This is a genomic window from Clostridium pasteurianum (assembly GCF_001705235.1).
Lineage (GTDB): Bacteria > Bacillota > Clostridia > Clostridiales > Clostridiaceae > Clostridium_S > Clostridium_S pasteurianum_A.
Window position 1 is genome coordinate 1,341,615 of sequence record NZ_MCGV01000001.1, and the last position, 21,214, is coordinate 1,362,828.

Annotated in this window: 19 protein-coding genes; 1 reads left to right on the top strand and 18 read right to left on the bottom strand. The window is 31.2% G+C overall.

Features of this window, described 5'->3' with window-relative positions; genetic code table 11:
• Positions 1-508: 508 nt before the first annotated feature.
• The 18 genes from BEE63_RS05840 to fsa all read right to left on the bottom strand — a co-directional run bounded on the left by BEE63_RS05840 (position 509) and on the right by fsa (position 19,227).
• Positions 509-3,355, bottom strand: coding sequence for a bifunctional diguanylate cyclase/phosphodiesterase (locus BEE63_RS05840; protein ID WP_066020486.1), 2,847 nt, complete (start codon positions 3,353-3,355; stop codon positions 509-511).
• 247 nt (positions 3,356-3,602) lie between these two features.
• Positions 3,603-4,262, bottom strand: a complete 660-nt coding sequence (gene deoC / locus BEE63_RS05845; protein WP_066020487.1) for a deoxyribose-phosphate aldolase — start codon at positions 4,260-4,262, stop codon at positions 3,603-3,605.
• 18 nt (positions 4,263-4,280) lie between these two features.
• A complete protein-coding gene (locus tag BEE63_RS05850; RefSeq protein WP_066020488.1) occupies positions 4,281-5,168 on the bottom strand; it encodes an ABC transporter permease in 888 nt (295 codons plus the stop codon).
• Positions 5,158-6,285 (bottom strand): ABC transporter permease, encoded by a 1,128-nt coding sequence (locus BEE63_RS05855; RefSeq protein WP_066020489.1) that lies wholly within the window; start codon positions 6,283-6,285, stop codon positions 5,158-5,160. The genes BEE63_RS05850 and BEE63_RS05855 overlap by 11 nt, the downstream gene beginning before the upstream one ends.
• Complete coding sequence (locus BEE63_RS05860; protein ID WP_066020490.1) at positions 6,260-7,810, bottom strand: ABC transporter ATP-binding protein; 1,551 nt, start codon at positions 7,808-7,810, stop codon at positions 6,260-6,262. Before BEE63_RS05860 ends, BEE63_RS05855 begins: the two co-directional genes overlap by 26 nt.
• A 113-nt stretch (positions 7,811-7,923) precedes the next feature.
• Positions 7,924-8,967, bottom strand: coding sequence for a BMP family lipoprotein (locus BEE63_RS05865; RefSeq protein ID WP_066020491.1), 1,044 nt, complete (start codon positions 8,965-8,967; stop codon positions 7,924-7,926).
• 198 nt (positions 8,968-9,165) lie between these two features.
• Positions 9,166-10,356, bottom strand: coding sequence for a phosphopentomutase (locus BEE63_RS05870; RefSeq protein ID WP_066020492.1), 1,191 nt, complete (start codon positions 10,354-10,356; stop codon positions 9,166-9,168).
• Positions 10,357-10,392: 36 nt separating this feature from the next.
• Positions 10,393-10,800 carry a cytidine deaminase gene (cdd, locus tag BEE63_RS05875; protein WP_431732477.1) on the bottom strand — a complete coding sequence of 136 codons (408 nt, stop codon included), beginning with the start codon at positions 10,798-10,800 and terminating at the stop codon, positions 10,393-10,395.
• Between the two features lie 15 nt (positions 10,801-10,815).
• Positions 10,816-11,601 (bottom strand): uridine phosphorylase, encoded by a 786-nt coding sequence (gene udp, locus BEE63_RS05880; RefSeq protein ID WP_066020493.1) that lies wholly within the window; start codon positions 11,599-11,601, stop codon positions 10,816-10,818.
• Between the two features lie 286 nt (positions 11,602-11,887).
• The gene (locus BEE63_RS05885; protein ID WP_066020494.1) at positions 11,888-12,859 is read right to left on the bottom strand and encodes a tRNA dihydrouridine synthase; all 972 of its coding nucleotides are present in this window, start codon (positions 12,857-12,859) and stop codon (positions 11,888-11,890) included.
• A gap of 160 nt (positions 12,860-13,019) precedes the next feature.
• Positions 13,020-13,838 carry a pyrroline-5-carboxylate reductase gene (gene proC, locus BEE63_RS05890; RefSeq protein WP_066020495.1) on the bottom strand — a complete coding sequence of 273 codons (819 nt, stop codon included), beginning with the start codon at positions 13,836-13,838 and terminating at the stop codon, positions 13,020-13,022.
• 30 nt (positions 13,839-13,868) lie between these two features.
• The gene (locus BEE63_RS05895; RefSeq protein WP_066020496.1) at positions 13,869-14,567 is read right to left on the bottom strand and encodes an L-2-amino-thiazoline-4-carboxylic acid hydrolase; all 699 of its coding nucleotides are present in this window, start codon (positions 14,565-14,567) and stop codon (positions 13,869-13,871) included.
• A gap of 83 nt (positions 14,568-14,650) precedes the next feature.
• Complete coding sequence (locus BEE63_RS05900) at positions 14,651-15,148, bottom strand: L-2-amino-thiazoline-4-carboxylic acid hydrolase (RefSeq protein WP_066020497.1); 498 nt, start codon at positions 15,146-15,148, stop codon at positions 14,651-14,653.
• Positions 15,149-15,197: 49 nt separating this feature from the next.
• Entirely contained in the window at positions 15,198-16,004 is an 807-nt protein-coding gene (locus BEE63_RS05905) for a transporter substrate-binding domain-containing protein (RefSeq protein WP_066020498.1), read from the bottom strand.
• 52 nt (positions 16,005-16,056) lie between these two features.
• Positions 16,057-16,761, bottom strand: a complete 705-nt coding sequence (locus BEE63_RS05910) for an amino acid ABC transporter permease (RefSeq protein WP_066020499.1) — start codon at positions 16,759-16,761, stop codon at positions 16,057-16,059.
• A gap of 20 nt (positions 16,762-16,781) precedes the next feature.
• The gene (locus BEE63_RS05915; protein ID WP_066020500.1) at positions 16,782-17,501 is read right to left on the bottom strand and encodes an amino acid ABC transporter permease; all 720 of its coding nucleotides are present in this window, start codon (positions 17,499-17,501) and stop codon (positions 16,782-16,784) included.
• Between the two features lie 12 nt (positions 17,502-17,513).
• On the bottom strand, positions 17,514-18,248 hold the full coding sequence (locus tag BEE63_RS05920; protein ID WP_066020501.1) for an amino acid ABC transporter ATP-binding protein: 735 nt from the start codon (positions 18,246-18,248) through the stop codon (positions 17,514-17,516).
• Between the two features lie 322 nt (positions 18,249-18,570).
• Positions 18,571-19,227 carry a fructose-6-phosphate aldolase gene (gene fsa / locus BEE63_RS05925; RefSeq protein ID WP_066020502.1) on the bottom strand — a complete coding sequence of 219 codons (657 nt, stop codon included), beginning with the start codon at positions 19,225-19,227 and terminating at the stop codon, positions 18,571-18,573.
• A gap of 332 nt (positions 19,228-19,559) precedes the next feature.
• Between fsa and BEE63_RS05930 the strand changes: the two genes are divergently transcribed.
• Positions 19,560-20,927, top strand: a complete 1,368-nt coding sequence (locus BEE63_RS05930; RefSeq protein WP_066020503.1) for a DUF4317 domain-containing protein — start codon at positions 19,560-19,562, stop codon at positions 20,925-20,927.
• Positions 20,928-21,214 lie beyond the last annotated feature (287 nt).

The window sequence follows — 21,214 nt, forward strand, 5'->3', positions numbered from 1 at the left end:
AATTAGTCTCCAAGATTTATTGACCTTTATTTAAACTGCCCTGCAATATTATTGTTTCATCCAAACAGTGTTTCAAGGAAAAAATTCCTCCGTCCCTACGGAATTTTAGAACTTTACAGAAAAATAAATTTCAAACTAAAGCTTAGTTTTATGCAAGCTTTAATTTCAGATTTTCGGCAGCAAAGCGGAAGAAAATCTTCCTTGCTTTTACCTTTTATGTTCAGTAACAGTAGTTTGGAAACGATTTAAATAAAGCTCAATAAGACTTTGCCCCAAATTATAAAAAGACTTAGATGTTTGAATATTATCATACACGAGGTTTGGGCGAAGCCCATTATCCTTCTTAATCCAATATAGGCACTCTCTAAATTATATGAGGCTTTTGTTAATTATAAAATGCTAATATGAAGTTGTTAGAGTGTTACTATAGAAAATACCTATTACTAATTAAGAATGATAATGGGTCTTTGACCCAAGCCTCAGTTATGCTTAGTCTTATGAACTTTATTTAACGTTTTAAACTACTGCTACTGAACATCTTTTCTATAGATTCAGGTTTTACAGGTTTACTAAAAAGATAGCCCTGTGCCTTGTCGCAGCCATACTCTTTAAGTAAATCTAATATTTTTACATTTTCTACTCCCTCAGCAACCACTTCAATATCAAGATTGTGTGCTAATGAAATTATAGTCCTTGCAATTTCAGCTTGTTTTTTATTTTCACATATATCTAAAACAAATTCCTTATCCATTTTCAAAACATCAATTGGAAGTTCCTTTAGATAATTTAATGATGAATAACCTATACCAAAATCATCTAAGGATATTTTAATACCACTTTTCTTTATAGCTTTTAGAATTTCTACTGTATTGTCTATATCCTCCATAACCATAGTTTCAGTTATTTCAAATTCTAAATGTTTAGGGTCAACACCCTCTTCTGAAATTATATTATTAATACTATTTACAAGATCGTTTTGCTTAAATTGTCTTGCTGAAAAATTTACAGCCATGTTTAAATTTTTATAGCCTAAGTCATTCCATTTTCGTATTTGCTTACAAGCAGTTTTTAATACAAATTCACCTATTGGAACAATTAGTCCGGTTTCTTCAGCAATTGGTATAAAGTCTATTGGAGATATAATACCCTTTGAAGGACTTTCCCATCGTATCAAGGCTTCAACTCCAGATATGGTTTCTGTTTTTAAATTCATTTGTGGTTGATAATACACTACAAACTCACTTTTTTCTAATGCCCGTCTTATACTATTCTCAAGCTTAAGCCTTGAAATTACTTTATCATTCATTGATGTATTAAAAAATGCATATTTATTTTTACCAGAATTCTTTGCACTGTACATAGCAGTATCCGAATTTTTCATTATTGTAGTTATATCTTGTCCATCTTTAGGATAAATTGCTACCCCAATACTAGATGAAATATAAAACTCCTGTCCATTTAAAACAAATGGAACTTTAAACATATCCATTATTTTATTTAAAACTTTATTTATTTCATTATTATCTTTTATAAAGGGTAGCAATATTGCAAATTCATCACCACCAAGACGAGAAACAATATCTACTTTACTAACACACGCAAGGAGTTTTTCACTCACATTCTTTAGCAATTCATTACCATAATTATGACCTAACAAATCATTAACATTTTTAAAATTATCAAGATCAATATATAATAGTGCCAACCTTTTATTATTAGTATTTGCTTCATAAAGTGCTGCTGAAAAACTATCGTATAATAAAGTTCTATTTGACAAACCAGTTAAAGCATCATAGTGTGCCATATAATTTATTTTTTCCTCAATTTTTTTCCTCTCTGTAATGTCCATGTTAGAACCAGATATCCGAATAGTTTTTCCATCATCATTCCAACTGATTTTACCCTTACATAAAACCCATCGGTACTCTCCATATTTATCCTTTTCGCGAAATTCACATTCAACATATGGAGATTTTTTAGTAATACTATCTTTAAATAGTTTTCTAACATATTCTCTATCATCAGGATGAATCCTACTATGAATTTTACTAATTTCATCTATTGGATTGTAAACTCCTGTACTATCGGGCGCTCTATAAAAAGAAACCATATTACTATCCATATCACTATCCCAAATATCAATATTAGAACCTTCTGTAGCTAACCTAAAGCGTTCCTCACTTATGCGTAAAGCTTCCTTACTTTTATGAAGCTCGGCATTATACTCTTTAAGCTCCTCATCAGATGCAATAATTTCTTGATTTGATATTTCTAACGCTTCATAAGTATTCATTAACTCTTCATAATTGTTTTTAAGGTTTCCTACCATCTTTTCGAAAGTTCTTGATAATCGGCCAATCTCATCTTTTAAATTAATATTTACGGAATTCACAGTATATTCTCCTAATGAAATACGATTTGCTTCTACTTCTAAAAGTTCTATTGGTTTAGTAATATGTGATGCCATTAATATAATAGCCTCAATTACAATAAGCATCACTATTAATATAGTGGCTAACAAAATCTTAGCAAACCCAATTAGTTTCACATTTATTTCTTGCTTAGGAACCTGAATTACTAAATACCAATCAGTTTTAGGAACTCTAGAATAAGCTGCATACTGAGAAACACCATTTGATATAAACTTTCCAGATCCTGATGTACTTTTTAACATATTTCTTCCAAAAGTCTTTAATGAAGTATCAATATTTTTACTTGTAAATATATTTAATGTATTTGCTACCTTCTTATCAGGATGAATAACTACTAATCCATCTTTTCTTACTAAAAATGCATAACCAGTTTTCTCGATTCTTATTGATAATATGTGCTTAACTATATCATCAACAGTAATAGAAGCAGCAATTACACCCTTAATATTTCCATCCTTTATAATAGGTGCCGCAATTTCTACTACACGTTTGCCTGTATATAAAGATATAATAGGATCAGATATAACGGTTTTTCCCTTTAAAGCTTGCTCAAAATAATCACGATTTGCAATATTTACACTTATACCAAGAGCACTATACGCATTACCTTTTGTATCTGAACAAAGTATATTGGCATAAAGAGGATTGTTTTTAATTTCCTTACGAAGATAATCCATTATTTCTTCATGAGTACCAGAAACTATTATTGGCGATCTAGCATAAGTTGTTATTTGCTGCCTGTAAACATCAAACCACAATTTTACGGAATTGCTTTCATCTTCAGCAGTTTTAATTAATTCAGATTTATTATCTTCCTGTATTAGTTTTTTTGCTTGCATATAGTTCATACTGCCAAGTGTAACAAGTGCAATAATAAGAATAGGAATTATAATAGCTAAAATTTTTAACCTTAAGCTTTTCATGGTTATACCTTTTACCCTTTCTATATCCTTAAAACTATATTTCAATTATATAATTAAAATGCAGAAAATTAAAGTTAAAAGATACATTTTCAGCTTTTTTGAGTTATATTGTTTAATTATTGTATTATTTAGCTGTAAAAGCAAAAATACTATGTATTAATAATTCAATCAATACATAGTATCCTTAATTTTATAATCTCAATGTTGTATAAATATCCCTAGTAAACAAAAGCAAATTAATAATACACTATTTTATATTATTACCTTCTCTAACAATAGCAATACCACTGCTAGCTCCTATTCTACTTGCTCCAGCATTAATCATATCCATAGCAGTTTTATAGTCTCTGATTCCACCTGAAGCTTTTACACCTAAATCTTCACCTACAGTTTTTCTCATAAGACTTACATCCTCTTTTTTAGCTCCACCAGTAGAAAAACCTGTTGATGTTTTAACAAAATTAGCTTTAGCTTCTTTAGTTATTTCACATGCCTTTATTTTTTCTTCATCAGTTAATAAACATGTTTCTATAATTACTTTGACTAAAGCCTTTCCCTTAGCTGCATTAACTACGCCCTCTATATCTTCTTTAACTAAAGAATAGTTTTTATCTTTTAATGCTCCAATATTTATAACCATATCCACTTCATCTGCACCATTTTTTATAGCATCAGCAGCTTCAAATTCCTTAGCTTCTTTAGTCGCTGCGCCTAGTGGAAATCCAATTACTACACAAGTTTTAACATCGGTTCCAGCAAGCTCATTACTTACCAGCTTCGCATGACATCCATTTACACAAACAGATGCAAATTTGTATTCTTTAGCTTCCTTGCAAACTTTCTTTACCTCATCTATAGTAGCTTGAGGTTTTAAAATTGTATGATCTATATATTTTGCTATATTCATTTATATCCTCCTTAATTACTAACGAGCTCCTTTTTCATATGGTAAACCATCAGACTTAGGAGCAACTGATTTTCCAACAAAAAGAATTAAAACTATAATTGTTAAAATGTACGGAAGCATAGCAAGAATTTCTGATGGAACAGCAAAATGTCCTCCACCTAAAATAACTGTTAAAGCCTCCGAAAATCCAAATAACAAACAAGCTCCATAAGCTCCATGTGGCTTCCACTTTCCAAATATGACTGCCGCTAAAGCTATAAATCCCTGACCACTAATAGCCGTTTGCGTAAATTGATTAATAATAGCCAGTGTCATTGCTGCACCACCAAAACCTGATAAAATACCTGATACTATTACACAAATATATCTGGTCTTGGTTACGTTAATTCCCATAGTATCTGCAGCTGCCGGATTTTCACCAACTGCACGTATATGTAGCCCCCATTTTGTCTTATAAAGAACAAACCATAAAATTATTGTTAAAGCCAAAGCTAAAACAACTGTACTATCTAAACCATCGAATATCTTAGGCAATTGATTTTTAACTGGAGGTGTCATAGCTGCTCCTTTAAAAAATAATCTACATAAAAACACTGCAACACCTGGTCCAATCAAATTTATAGCAATACCAGAAATAGTTTGATCTGCATTAAAAGTTACAGATGCTATTGCATGAAGAAGCGCAATTATTCCCCCGGCAATACCTGCTGCAAGAAAACCAATCCATGGATTATTAGAATAATATCCAACTGATGCACCTGTAAAAGCTCCTATTACCATCATACCCTCAATTCCAATATTTACAACCCCAGAGCGCTCTGAAATTACGCCCCCTAAAGCTCCAAAAATTAATGGTGCAGAATACATTAAAGTTATTCCTATCAATAGCCCAATGCTACTTAACATCAATCTCACCTCTTTTTAAAAGTTTATCAGCTAAAACAGGTACAATTTTAGTTAACGCTACGAAAAATACAATAGTACCTATCATAATATCAATAATTTCCGATGGAGCTCCTATTGTAGATTGTATAGCTCCTCCTCCATAAATCAATCCTCCAAAAAGTAATCCTGCAAAGATACATCCTACAGGTGAACTACCTGCTATTAAAGCAACTGATAACCCATTAAATCCATTGTTCTCAAAAGCAGCTAAAGTTGATATACAGTGAGGCTGAATTCCTGTGATAATTAATGCTCCCGCAAGTCCTGATAGTGCTCCTGATATAACCATTGATTGAATAATATTCTTATTAACATCTATACCAGCAAATTCTGCAGCATATTTATTAAAACCAACTGCACGGAGTTCATATCCTTTAGATGTTTTATATAACAAAAACCATATTGCTACAGCCATTATAATCGCTACTATAATACCAATATTAAGATCAGTTTTAAGTACAACGTCAGAAATGAACTTATTTTTTGATAATGCAGCTATTCCTGCATCAGTATTTTTCCAACTTCCAAGTATTGTTGTAAAACCAGATTTGTTTATTGGATAAGTACTTGTTGAACTAGGCTGATGAAATCCCTTTAACCCAACTACAAAATTACATAAATACAAAGCAATCCAGTTTAACATTATACTCGTTATAACTTCATGTATTTCAAATTTAGCCTTCAAAAATCCTACAATTCCTCCATACACTCCTCCTGCTGCTAAGCCTACAAAAATTAAAATAGGAATTTCTAAAAATGCTGGCAGGTTCAATTTAATACCAACCATTGTAGCTGCAATTGTTCCTATAATATATTGTCCCTCAGCTCCTATATTAAATAGTCCTGTTTTAAAAGCAAATGCTACACTTAATCCGGTTAATATAATTGGTGTAGATTTTATAATAGTATTCGATATGTATTTAGGTTTTGAAAAGACACCCTGAAAAAGTGCACTAAATGCACTAGCCGGATTATACTTTGCAATACTAAGTACTATTGCTGCAACAATGAAGCCCAAAAATATAGCAATTACTGTTGATGTAAATGGTTTTTTAAGCATTTTTACTACTGTTTTCATTATGCTTACCTCCTGCCATTAGTAAACCTATTGTATTTTCATCTACTTCACCCTGCTTAAAAGTTTTTACAATAGTTCCATTATAAATTACAGCTATAGTATCTGAAACATTCATAACTTCATCAAGCTCCAAAGAAATTAAAAGAACTGCCTTTCCTTTATCTCTTTCATTAATTAAAGTCTTATGTACATATTCAATTGCTCCTACATCCATACCACGGGTTGGCTGTACAGCAATAAGTAAATCAGGGTCATTAGCTATCTCTCTTGCTATTATAACTTTTTGCTGATTTCCTCCTGACAAACCTCTAACTTGAGATAATTCACAGTTATCAGGTCTAACATCATATTCTTTTATAAGCTTTTTAGTATGTTCCACAATTTTATATCTATTTAAAAATCCTTTTTTACAATATGGTTCACTATTATGTTTTTCAATAACCATATTTTCAGCAACAGTAAAATCTAATACAAGTCCACGTTTTTGTCTATCTTCATGTATTGTTGAAATCTTATGCTTAATTACATTTTCAGGTGTTGTATTTTGTATTTCTTCTCCACCTATCTTAATCGTACCACTTTCACATTTTGTAAGACATGTAATTGCTTCAACTAATTCTTTTTGTCCATTACCATCAACACCGGCAATACCAAAAATCTCTCCCTTACGTACTTTAAGAGACAAATTTTTAATAGCATCCAGTTTTCTCTCATCCTTGACTACTAAATTATTAATTTCAAATATAGTTTCCTTTGGATTTGCGTGAGTTTTATTAACAACCAAGTTAACTTTATGACCTACCATCATAGTAGCAAGATTTTCTTGGCTAACCTCACTTACTTTAACTGTATCTACATATTCACCCCTACGAATAATAGTACAAACATCAGATGATTCCTTTATTTCCTTTAATTTATGTGTAATTATTATAATAGTTTTCCCTGCTGCTATAAGGTTACGCATAATTTTTATTAAATCCTGTATTTCTTGCGGTGTTAATACTGCTGTTGGTTCATCTAAAATTAATAAATCAGCTCCACGATATAGAGCTTTTAATATTTCAACACGCTGCTGCATACCAACAGAAATATCCTCAATCTTTGCATCAGGATCTACTTCAAGGCCATACTTTTTAACAATATTAAGTATTTCTTGACGTGCTTTTTTCATATCTGTTATGCCAAATTTACTAGTTACTTCGCTACCTAAAACAATATTTTCTGTTACCGTAAAATTATCAACTAACATAAAATGCTGATGAACCATTCCAATACCATGTTCAATTGCTACACTTGGATTCTTTATATTTACCTTTTTTCCATTAAGATAAACTTCACCTTTATCAGCTTTATACAATCCATAAAGTATATTCATAAGTGTACTCTTTCCCGCACCATTTTCGCCAAGTAGTGCATGAATTGTACCTTTTTTAACGTTAAGATTGATATTATCTAAAGCGCAGAATGTACCAAATGTTTTTGTAATATCATGCATTTGAACTGCATATTGTTCGCTGATTTCCATATCAAAACCTCCTTCTATTAAATTTACATATAATCAAACTATTCTTTAACCTAGATAAACACTTCCAAACTTTAGTTTATTTAAATTTGGAAGTGCTTTTGCTTCAATATTTATTATTTTTTGTTATACTTGTCATAACTCTTTTGGTCATATGGAACAACTATTGAACCATCTTTAATTTTATTTTCTAATTTCATAGCTGCATCATATACTTCTGGACTTAAGTTTTTGTTTTTAGTTGGAATTCCAACAGCTCCATCTTTCAATCCATAAGTATAAGTTTTTCCTCCGATTTTCTTACCATCCATAGCATCCTTAGAAACTTTAGCAACAGCAACATTTACTAATTTTAAAGATGAAGTTAAAACATTGTTAGGAGCAAGATATGATTGGTCACGATCAACACCAATTACATACTTATTAGCTTCTTTAGCTGCATCAATTACTCCTACACCTGTACCACCAGCTGCGTGGAAAACAATGTCATCTCCAGAAGAGAACATCTTTTGAGCAATTGCTTTTCCCTTTGAAGCATCTGAGAAACTTTCAGCATATTGAACATCTACAGTGATAGGTTTTCCTAATTCTTTTGATGCATAATCTACACCTGCTTGATATCCAAACTGGAATTGATCAATTACTGGGCTTTTTATACCACCAACAAATCCAACTTTATTAGTTTTAGTTGTCTTTCCAGCTATGTATCCTACTATAAATGATGATTCTTGTGCTCTAAAAGTAACACCTGTTACATTGCTTGGTGTCTTATCTCCATAAGAATTATCTATTATAGCATAGTTAACATCTTTATTAGTTTTTGCAGCATTTAACACTGCATCTGACATTGCAAATCCAACGCCCCAAATTAATTTGTTATTACTATCAACAAGTTTATCTAGGTTAGTAACATAATCTGATTCTTGTTTTGATTCCAAATAACTAACTTTTGCTCCTGTACTCTTAGAAAATTGTTGTAAGCCTTCCCATGAAGATTGATTAAAAGACTGATCACTTATACCACCTGTATCTGTTACCATTGCAGCTTTGTAGTTTTTAGCTGTGTCCTTCTTATCAGTAGTACTTTGACTACTTCCACATCCTACTAATGAGCCCATTATAAGAGTGGCTGACATTACTAAAGCAATAACTTTTTTCATAATTTTTCCTCCTCAAGAAATAGTAATTAATATATTATTTTGATATTTCAAGCGCAATCTTCATCATATCTGTAAAGCCTACCTGTCTCTCTTCTGCTGAAAGCAATTCATGCTTTACATAAGATTAATTAAAACCTTATGACTACTATACTCAAGTTATTATTTGTATTATTCTCTAATTCATACTTTTTATTATCTTTAGAGAAGTTTTTCTAACACTGATTCACCAATTGTATTTTCAGGCATTTTTATTTCAAAATTATCCGCTATAGTGGCTCCTATAGCTGCAAAACTATTACTTGTTTCCATTAATCCATCTTCAATCATAGATGGCGAATATGCCAAGAATGGGGCAAATTCTCTCGTATGATCAGTTCCTTTATACGTAGGATCATTTCCATGATCTGCTGTAACTATTAATAAATCATCTTTTTTTAATTTTTTTAATACATTACCCAGATTAACATCAAATTTTTCTAGTTCCTCAGCATAACCAATTGGATTTCTTCTATGTCCCCAGAGTGCATCAAAATCAACCAAATTTACAAAACACAATCCTTTAAAATCTTTATCCATCAACTCTAATGTTTGCTCCATACCATGAACAGAACTTTTTGATCTATGTGCCTCTGTTATACCTTCACCATCAAAAATATCTCTTATTTTACCGACAGATATTACATCTAAACCATTATCTTCCAATACATTTAACACAGTTTTTCCATATGGCTTTAAAGCATAATCATGTCTATTACTTGTGCGTTTAAATTCACCTTTTCTTGGTCCAACATATGGTCTAGCTATAACCCTTCCAACCTTCCATTCATCTTTAAGAGTTAGTTCTCTTGCAATCTCACAACATCTATAGAGTTCTTCTAGTCCAAAGGTTTCTTCATGACCACAAATTTGCAATACAGAATCTGCTGATGTATAAACAATCATATCTCCTGTTTTCATTTGATGTTCACCAAGTTCGTCTAATATTACTGTACCACTAGCACTTTTATTTCCCACAATATTGTGACCGGTTCTTTTTTTAAGTTCCTCTAAAAGTTCATCCGGAAACCCCGTATCTGTAAATGTTTTAAAAGGAGTATTAATCTTTAGGCCCATCATTTCCCAATGTCCTGTCATTGTATCTTTGCCTAAACTTGCTTCTTTCATTTTCATAAAATGAGCCAATGGTTTTTTAACTGCATTTACATGTTTTATAGAATGTAAATTAGCAAGTCCTAATTTTTGTAGATTAGGAATATTAAAACTTTCTACAGATTCTGCTATATGACCTAGCGTATCAACACCAACGTCTCCATATTCTTTTGAATCACTCATTTCTCCAATACCGAGTGAATCTATTACTATTGTAAAAATTCTGTTATACTTATTCATATCTCATCCTTCTTATAGAATTAATTTTCATTAAAATTATAAATCTTTTTCAGTAAATGACATTGGCAATAGTTCTCCAATATTAGTTATCTTCTCTATTTTATGATTAGATAGTACTATTGGAGTATTTTCTTCTAACAATTCTACTAAAACTTGACGACAAGCTCCGCATGGTGTTGCCAAAGTCTTACCATTGCTTACTATAGCTATTGCTTCTATATCATTTTTACGATAACCATTTGAATAAGTTTGAAAAATTGCATTTCTTTCAGCACAATTTGTTAATCCATAAGATGCATTCTCAACATTTGCACCTATAAAATGCTTACCATCTTTAGTCAAAACACAAGCTCCAACCTTATATTTTGAATAAGGTGCATATGCATTTTCACATGTTTTAAAAGCTATATCTATTATATCTTTATACTTAGCTATATCTTCCATATATATCATCCTATCCTATTTAGTCATTTTTTCCTTATCAGCTTTTATCAAATTTCTAATTCCCTCAATTGCAACTTCTATTGATGTTTCCGTATCGTGAACCTGTATATTTTCTAATCCAGCTTTTTGGCGTTCCTGGTTAGCAATTGCTAAAAATACTGATCCAACTCTTACTTTTAAATAACTTCCAACAACAAACAATGCAGCTGATTCCATTTCAGAAGCTAATGTTCCACATTTTAACCAAGCATCCCACTTATTAAGTAATTCATAACCAACTGGTTTAGTTTCTGGAGAATGCTGACCATAAAATGAATCCTTACATTGAACAATTCCAACGTGATAAGCCTTATTTAAAGATTTACACGCTTCTACTAATGAATTTACCACATCGAAATTTGCCACAGCAGGAAACTCAATTGGAGCATATTCTTTGCTTGTGCCTTCAGCTCTAATAGCTCCTGTAGCCACAACCACATCTCCGCCCTTAACATCTATATCCATTCCACCACATGTGCCAACTCTTATAAAAGTATTAGCTCCGCAATTAACTAATTCTTCCAATGCTATAGCCGCAGATGGACCGCCTATACCCGTTGACGTAACGCTTACTTTAACACCATCTAAGTACCCAGTATAGGTAACAAATTCTCTATTATCTGCTACAAATTTAGGATTATCAAAGTGCTCAGCTATCTTAGCACATCTTTTTGGATCCCCTGGCAATATAACATATTTTCCCACTTCACCTTCTCCCACATTAATATGGTACTCTTTTCCTGAACCTTGTGAATAAATCATGTTATTTCCTCCATTGATCATATATAAATAGTGTCATTATAAATCTATACTACTAACTATAAACTTTAATTCTAAAATTATCACATATAGCATTACATTATCATGTCATTATTTTTCTGTCAAGTTTTTTATATTTATTCTTTTTTTCTGTTTTTTTATTCATTTGTAATTAATAGCTGTTTGCAATTATTAACTTATCAATTTAGCCCCATTAATATTTATAATCTATCATTGCATTAATTTTGCTTTTTACCAAAATTAATGCAATACTATAATACTTATATATTTATTTATCTAATTCATTATAAAACAATCCTGCGCCATCTATAATCTCACATTCGCTAAATAGGCTTGAAACAGCAGCATTATAATTATTTAAATTTTGTGCCTTCTTAATTTTTTTAGCATACTTTTTATTATCAGAAAATATGTAAATCATATATCCCCACAGTTCTTTCATTCTAAGCATTGCATTTCTATTTTCATTATATACTTCTATATATGCATTTAAAATCTCATCATGAAAAACTTTTAATACTTTTTTATCTATATTTGTATTATTTTTTATAGAATTTACTAACCCAGGATTAGCTAATATGCCTCTTCCAATCATAACCTTTTTTAGTTCTGGAAAAGTTTTTATTAATTTATCATAATCATTAACAGTGAAAATATCGCCATTATAGCATACCGAATTAGTACTTAACGCTAATGCATCTTTAAATACGTCTAAATTAGGTTTGTTTTTATAAAAATCTTTTTGTGTTCTAGGGTGAATAATCAATTCCTCTACAGGATATTTATTGAAAATCTTTATTAATTCATAAAATTCCTCGGGACCATCTTTTCCTATTCTAGTTTTTATAGAAATTTTCATATGATTTATTTTAAATATATCATTTAAAAATACGTCCAGTTCCTCTCTCTTTGCTAAAAACCCTGAGCCCCTATTTTTCGAAACAACAGTTCCAGAAGGACATCCTAGATTTAAATTAACCTCATTATAACCTAATTGCTGCAATTTTGTACAAGTAGCAATAAAGCCTTCCGAATCGTTAGTAAGTATTTGAGGCACCACGTTTATTCCTTTGTTGTTCTCGGGCAAAAGATCTCTTAATTCTTTAGTTTTAAGGCTTACACTTTTGTTTGGCACAATGAAAGGTGTAAAGTATTTATCAATATTGTCAAAAAATTTCTTATAGCAATTCCTATACACATATCCCGTAATGCCTTCCATTGGTGCTAAATAATAGTTCATTTAATATCCCCTCGATTATTTATTTTATATCTTTCCTTCTATCTATTATAGAAAAAAATCCACAACATTTCTATTGTGGATTAACCTATGTTTAAAATTCTCTACTTTTAATGTACACATAGTAGTTATGGAAGTTTTAACAAAATAGCCATTATAAAAACTAAGATATAGACTTTCCTAATTCGTTTGTTCTTTCTAAAGCTTTTTTTACAGCAGACATAACAATTCCATGAAATCCGGTTTCAAAAAACACATGAGTTGCACTGATTGTAATTCCAGCTGGTGAATTCATTCTATCCGTAACTTCATAAGGATGCTTTCCTGTTTTTTCAATGGTTAGTGCAGATGCAATCAAATTTTCTAATGCTATTGCCGTTGAATCCTTACGTGAAAGTCCTGATTCTACACCTGCATCAATTAATGCTGAAATAAAATACATAACATAAGCAGGCCCTGCACAGCTATATGCTGTAAATGCATTAATAAATTTTTCATCAATAAACATAGTCTTTCCAATGCTGTTTAGAATTGTTTCAATAACTTTCTTATCACTATCTGTAATTTTTCCATTTAAACTTGCAGCACTATAGCCATGTTTTGCTTCAATCATAGTATTAGGTATAATGCGCACAATCTTATGCTTTTCTCCAAATATATTTTGAAGCTTATCTATATTTATTCCTGCACATATAGATATAATAATAGCATTTTCAGATATTTTATCTTTTATATCTTCTGAAGCCTTTTTAACATCCTGTGGAAGTACTGCAATCACAACAATATCCGCTTCTTTAACAACAGACACTGCATTCTCTGCAGTAGCAATTCCATATGTGCTGCTAAGATATTTTTTTCTCTCATCTAGTATATCATAAACTATAACATTTTTAGGCTCAAAACTTTCATCGGATATAATCCCTCCAATGATGCCCTCTGCCATATTTCCTCCTCCAATAAAAGCAATCTTCTTATCTAACATAAATACTCCTCCAAATCTTATTTTATATTATTATTCCTCTTCATACTGTCCCTGTAATACATATAAATATTCTTCTCCAAATGTTTCAACATATTTTTCTAATACTCTATCAACAATTGGTTTTGCTTCTAAGCCAAGTTCATTTTTTAAAGTTTTACTCATTGAATGTAAAAGATGTGCTGTATGAAAATTAAAATTTCTAATACAGCTGCTGCCTAATTCTTCCTTCTTCTTAGCAAGCTTTGCAGCATCCTCATTAGTCATGGCATTTCCCCAATGGAATTCACAATGATCTGCCCCAAAGCTAAGATTACTTGTTGCCTTCATGTTAAATTTTTCATTATAACCATTAAAAAGAGCCGAATCTATATTAATGCAATAATATTTTCCATAATCCAAAAGCTTATGCTTCTTCCAGCTTGCACACCATTCACATTTTGTAACATTAGTCACATACTCAGGTTCAGTTGCAGAAACTCCAAATTTCATTTTTCCCTTTTCGTCAGTCCACTCACCATAAGCCTGACTATTTACAAAATCTAAAGAATCACCATTTGAAATTGTTCTTTCTGCCATTCTTTTTCCACGTTCACGTCCATAGTTTTCAACGCACTTATAAATTATATCTTTGCCATTTTCCTGAAATCTTTCTATAGTGTACTTTGCAAAGAATGCAAATAGTACTGCATGATGCTCAATAGAGCAACTAACATTATAATTTTCACCCATTTTTATCACTCCTATCCTTACTATATTTATTAGTATACAGTAAAACCTTTAAGTATAGTGGACATACTTAAAGGTTTTATCAATTATTTCTTTTTAAATCTTAATCTGCAAACCGGCAGTCCATCCGCAATAGTTCCATCTAATTTAAATTCCAAATTATCAAATTGTTTAGCAAATGCGTGATCGCCCTCCATAGTAATTTCACACAATTTAGAAATTTCTTCAGCTGTCTTTCCCTGCCTTGACCATTCTGTTACATACGGGCAGTAATGAAAATCAATCGATAACTTTTCATCAGTTTTTTCTACTGTTTCCATTTCATATATGTCTTTATTGTGATCTACTCCAAAACTTGATGCAAACTCTTTAAAATCCGATGGATCCTTCATGCTGTCATACAGTTCTTTTCCATTGTCTGCACCATATTTTGCAATTGCTTCACGCGCAAATGTATCATCAAGTCCACGTTTTTTTGCCTCATCTATCATATTACTTATTGTAGCGGCTCTTCTTGCACTAACATCTCTCATTCCGTTAACTGCTGGATTCACAATCGATGGTTTATTATTTTCAAATGCCATAAATTTCACCTTCCACTATTTATTAATATTTTAGCTTGTCCACAAGAATTTACTTTTTATAAACGTCTTCGCCATACCATTTTACTGATAACTTTGATAAAGTTCCATCAGCCTTTAATTCTTTAAGAGCCTTATCTATATCTTTCTTAAGTTGAGTATCCTTTTTATTTAAGACAAAATATGTTGGTACTTTAGTAACTGTTCCAGCTAGCTTTATATCTAGATTCAATTCTTTCTCAACTGGCTCATAAGCTGGAGCTGGGTATATCGCTGCATCATATTGTCCTGATGCTACCATTTTAAATGTATCAGCTGCATTTAAAGAGTCGATAGTTTCAAGTTTAACCTGTTTATCTGGATGTTCTTTATTATATTCCTGTACTATAGTGTATCTTGCATCATTTGCTGGAATTGGAACTAACTTCTTGCCTACCATATCATCTAAAGTATTAATATCAGTACGTCCTTTTTTAACAACTAATTTTAAATCACTTAATCCAAATGGCTCATCTGGGAAAAGAAATTTTTGTTCACGATCTGCATTTTTATACAAATGGCATGTTCCTAAATCATATTTTCCTGTTTGAACTCCAAGTAACATTGCCCCCTGATCCATCCCACTATATTCAAATTTGTACTGTGGAAGTTTCTTGTTTAATGCCTGAAGAACATCACCATCATATCCAGAAAGATTTCCATTTTCATCAATGTATGTAAATGGTTTTGCATCATTTACTCCTGCTACTTTTATTACTTTAACTTTGCTGCTTGATGCCGTACTGCTTTTACTTGAGCATCCAACTGCTCCTAGTAATATTCCTGATACTAGAACCAATGCCAAAAATTTTTTCTTCATAAATATTCCCTCCAAAATAATAATATATATTTTTTATTAGTTAACCTTTTAATCAAGCAATAACTGTTTTATATTTTTTAAGTCGATTTTCAACAAAGTCAAATAATTTTCCAAAAATAAAACAAACAATAAAATATATTATTGCCGCATCTACATAAACTTCTAAATATTTGTATCCATTAGATGCCTGTATTGATGCTTTTGCCATTATTTCTGTTACCATAACCGTAAATGCCAGAGATGTATCTTTTGTTATTTCTAAAAAAACATTACTAAAATTAGGCACAGCTACTACTAATGCTTGAGGTATTACAATCCTCTTCAAGCATTGAAGTTCTGTCATTCCAACTGAATATGCAGCCTCATACTGACCTTTATCTACAGAATTTAATGCTGATCTTATATTTTCCGATAAATATGCTGATGCATTTAAGGTAAATGCTATTAAGGATATTGCTAAATTAGGAATTCCCTTCTGGGACACATGTATACCACTTCTATTAATATAAGTAAGTAATTCTGGGATTCCATAAAAAACAACATATAACTGTACAAGTATCGGTGTTCCCCTAACAAAAGATATATATATTCCCGCTATTTGACTTAAAACTGGAACTTTTTTTATTTTTACAATTGATATTACAAGTCCAACAACCAAGCCAATCATTATTGCGAATATTGTGATAAATAGTGTCATAGGAACTCCTGCTAAAATCTTAGGAAATGAGTCCATTGCAAATTTAGTATCAAAAAGCATACACTTTCACCCCTTCCTTGTTAAAAATCACCTCTAGCCACTTTTTTGTGAAATTTATTATTATGCATATATTCGTATAACTTAATACTCTTTTCAATTAAAATACTTACTGCCCAATATATTAATGCAACTGCAATAAATGCTTCTAATTGTCTTACCCCATAACCATATGATCCAATAAGTTTTGCCTTACCAAGAATATCAATAACTCCTATGGCAAATACATAAGAAGTTTCCTTTAAAAGACTTATAGTTATATTTCCAAAGCTTGGCACAGCAATTGCAAATGCCTGTGGAAAAACAATCCTTCTAACCATCTGAAAATTTGTCATTCCAACACTTAATGCCGCTTCACATTGACCTTTATCCACAGCTAAATAAGCAGATCTCATAACTTCTGACATAAATGCAGCACTATTTAACGCAAATGCTATTACAGCAAAAATGGACTTGTCTATATTATTTATATCTATACCAATCAAAGACAATACTGGAGGAAGTCCATAATAGATCAAGAGAAGTTGAAGCAGCGGTGGTGTTCCCCTAATAAATGCAGTGTAAGCATTAGCTATGATCTTAATTATTCTGCTTTTACTTAATTTCATTGTTGTAACTATTAATCCAAGAATAAATCCCAAAATTAATGATATTATCATAATATAAAGTGTTAACGGCAATGTTTGTAAAATAATGGGGATTGAATGAAATACATATGTAATATCAAATATTTTATTATTCATATTTCTTCCCCCTTAATGTAGTATTCGCTTTAAAAACTGTTTTGTTCTTTCCTCTTTAGGTTTCGTAAATATTTCTGCTGGAGTGCCTTCTTCAACTACAATTCCATCTTCCATAAAAATGACTTTATTTGCTATATCATGTGCAAAAGACATTTCATGTGTAACAACTATCATAGTTATTCCTTCCTCCGCAACTTGTTTCATAACTGAAAGTACTTCACCAACAAGCTCTGGATCTAAAGCAGAAGTTGGTTCATCAAACAATATAACTTCAGGATTAAGTGCTAATGCTCTAGCAATACCAACGCGCTGTTGTTGTCCACCTGAAAGTTGAACTGGATAAAAATCATATTTGCCCTTAAGACCAACCTTATCTAAAAGTTTTTTGCTAGTTTCTTCTGCCTCACTTTTAGACACTTTTCTTGCAACAACTAATCCTTCCATTACATTTTGAACTGCAGTTTTATTCTGAAAAAGGTTATAAGATTGAAAAACCATAGCTGTTTTCCTTCTTACTCTTAATATTTCATTTTTTTTAGCATTTTTAAAATTAACCTTTATATCCGCTAGAGTTAATTCTCCATCATCTGCTTTTTCTAAAAAGTTAATGCATCTAAGCAGTGTAGTTTTTCCTGATCCACTTGGACCTAAAATTACAACAACTTCGCCCTTCTCTACTTTTATACTGGCTCCTTTTAGTACCTCATTTTTACCAAAAGATTTATGAATATTCTTAACCTCAATCATTTCATCACTTCCTTTTAATTTCATTAATTATTTGTAATAATTTATTATATTTTTTGCTAATTTCAGCCTATTTTCTTCTTGTTTTGTCTTTAATCATATATTATAAAACATACTTTGTCAATATGTTTACTAAAAAATCATTTAAGTCATGTGCCACAGCTAAGTTGGTGGCTTGATTAATCCCTATAAAGGCATGATAGTGGCAACACTACTGGCGCTTTGAAAAAACCGCCAATCACAAAAAATCGGGTTTTGTAATGTAAACCAAAACCCGACTAATAAAAAACTTAATTATCAATATAAACCTTAATACTCACCTTTACTATTTATTGAAGGCTTTTTGTGAATCCTCCTTGAATTTTTCTATTCCTTGGTCAGTTAACGGATGTTTTATCATCTGCATAATAACCTTATAAGGTACTGTTGCTATGTCTGAGCCGGCTTTAGCTGCCTCAATAACATGCATTGGTCCTCTTACGCTTGCCGCAATTATTTCCGTCTTTATACTGTATATCTTAAATATTTCTGCAATATCACGTACAAGCTGCATTCCTTCCATCGATATGTCATCTAATCTTCCCAAAAATGGACTTACATAATTAGCTCCTGCGTTTGCTGCAAGAAGTGCCTGCGCTGCTGAAAATATAAGAGTTACATTTGTTTTTATCCCTTCTTTTGAGATAACATTTACAGTTTTAAGACCTGCCGCTGTCATAGGTATTTTTACAACCATGTTTTTGTGGATTTTTGCTATTTCTCTCGCCTCTGCAATCATCTTTTCGGCATCATCACTTATATCAGCACTTACCTCTCCACTTATAGGTCCATCCACAATAGAAGCTATTTCCTCTACTGTTTCTTTAAAATCTCTTCCTTCCCTTGCAATGAGCGATGGATTAGTTGTAACCCCACATATTACACCCATATCATTTATTTCTCTTATTTCATTTACATTTGCTGTATCTAAAAAAAACTTCATATTATCTTATCCTCCTTTTTAATTGCAATAATTATTAATTAGACATTTAATCAACATTTCCTGTAAATTTCATAAAAATTCTCAAAATATATTTTTTATGTAATCTTTTATTCCTCTATCGTCGTTGATTGATCTATTTTTTTATTTTATGATTTATTCTCTATGTATTCTTTCTAAAGAAATTTGTTTTTATAAAAAGCACTAACTGCCCAATAAAAATATAATTCATTTAACCACTTGCAGAGCTACTAATTGAACACTATACTATAATTTAGATAACATATTTTTTACATTGTATATTAATAAAAACTCATGAAATGAGAGGGTCATATATGAGAAAGAAAGATATATTAGAATTAAAAAAACGTCTAAAGAAAAACGAGTGTACATTTACAAAAATGTGCGGTTGCTATGTAAATTCAGAAAAAAATATTATATTAAAACTTAATGAAACTTTTTTAAATCTAGAAGAAGAAGAGTTCTTTAAATATTTAGAGATTGCAAAAAAAACATTATCAGGAACAGTAGGAAATAACCTTCTAGAACTTAACTTTCCCCTTGATGAAGAAAAGGAAGGCGGCAGACAATATTCATTAATGTCATTAAAAATGAGTCAATTAAAAGATGAATCAATGCTGGACAGTTTCTATAAATTAATTATAGATAACTATGAATATGCAGGTAATTTTTTAATCCTTGTTTTTCACGATGCCTATGACGTCATGACAAAAACTACTGATAACGCAAAATTAGATGAATCTGAAGAAGTATATGAATACATTTTATGTGCAGTGTGTCCAGTAACACTTGCAAAGCCAGCTCTTGGATACATTGAAGATGAAAATAGAATCGGAGCACGTATTAGGGATTGGATAGTTGGTTCACCTGATCTTGGATTTACTTTTCCAGCCTTTATAGACCGAAGTGCGGATATTGATTCTGTCATATACTATACAAAAAATGCAAAAGACCCACATCCAGAATTTATGGAAGAGGTTTTAGGCTGCAGTTCAAAAAAGACTGCGACAGAACAAAAAGAAACATTCCATGCCATTGTTCATGAAGCTGTTGGAAATGATGAAGAAAAAGCTGAGCATTTATTTGGAGAAATTCAAGAAACTATAAGCAACGCGGTAGATGAACACAGTGCTATGAGTGATGATGATAATGAGCCTTTAAATTTAACTAATGATAATATTCAAGACATCCTAGCTGAAAGTGGAATTCCGGAAGAAGTAACTACGAAAATACAAAAATCATACACAGAAGAATTTGGTGATACCCCTCCAAATGCTGAACATCTAATTGATAAAAAAGTCATTGCTGCAAACAAACAGCGTAATAAAGAAATAAGACTTCAAAAGAAAGTAGCAGCACTGGAAGAAGAACTCCAGAAAAGCAAGCAAAATGATGTACTAGAACCAGAAAAAGAATCAGCTCTAGAAGTAGAAAATGATTCTACAGTAGAAATAAATTCTGATTCTGCTTTAGATCAAACTTCTGACTCTGAAACAGAATCCATGGAAGATAGTACTACAACTGAGGAATCTACTGCTCCAAACTATGATGTTGTAGTTCATGTAAAACCTGAGAAAGTAGATCAGATAAAGTCTCAAATAATTGACGGAAAGAAATGTATTGTTATTCCTATTGATGATAATGAACAAGCTAATGTAAATGGTGTTAGCACTTCACTTTAATAAAATTATATAAAGTTGGGCTGTCACACCAGAAATTATTAAATCATGATTTTTATAATTATGACTTAATATATTTAGTGCGACAGCTTTTTTTAATAGTTACAGTTATACTTAATAATCCTAATAAGCTGATTGATAAAACATAGAAAAGTTTACTTATGAGTATCACTCCTTAAAAAAGTTTATTCAAAATACGATAAAATGTATCCGCTTTGTTTGATTTTGGACAATCATCACAAATGTGATGATTGCTTTGCATATATGGGTCTATTATAATATATATAAAA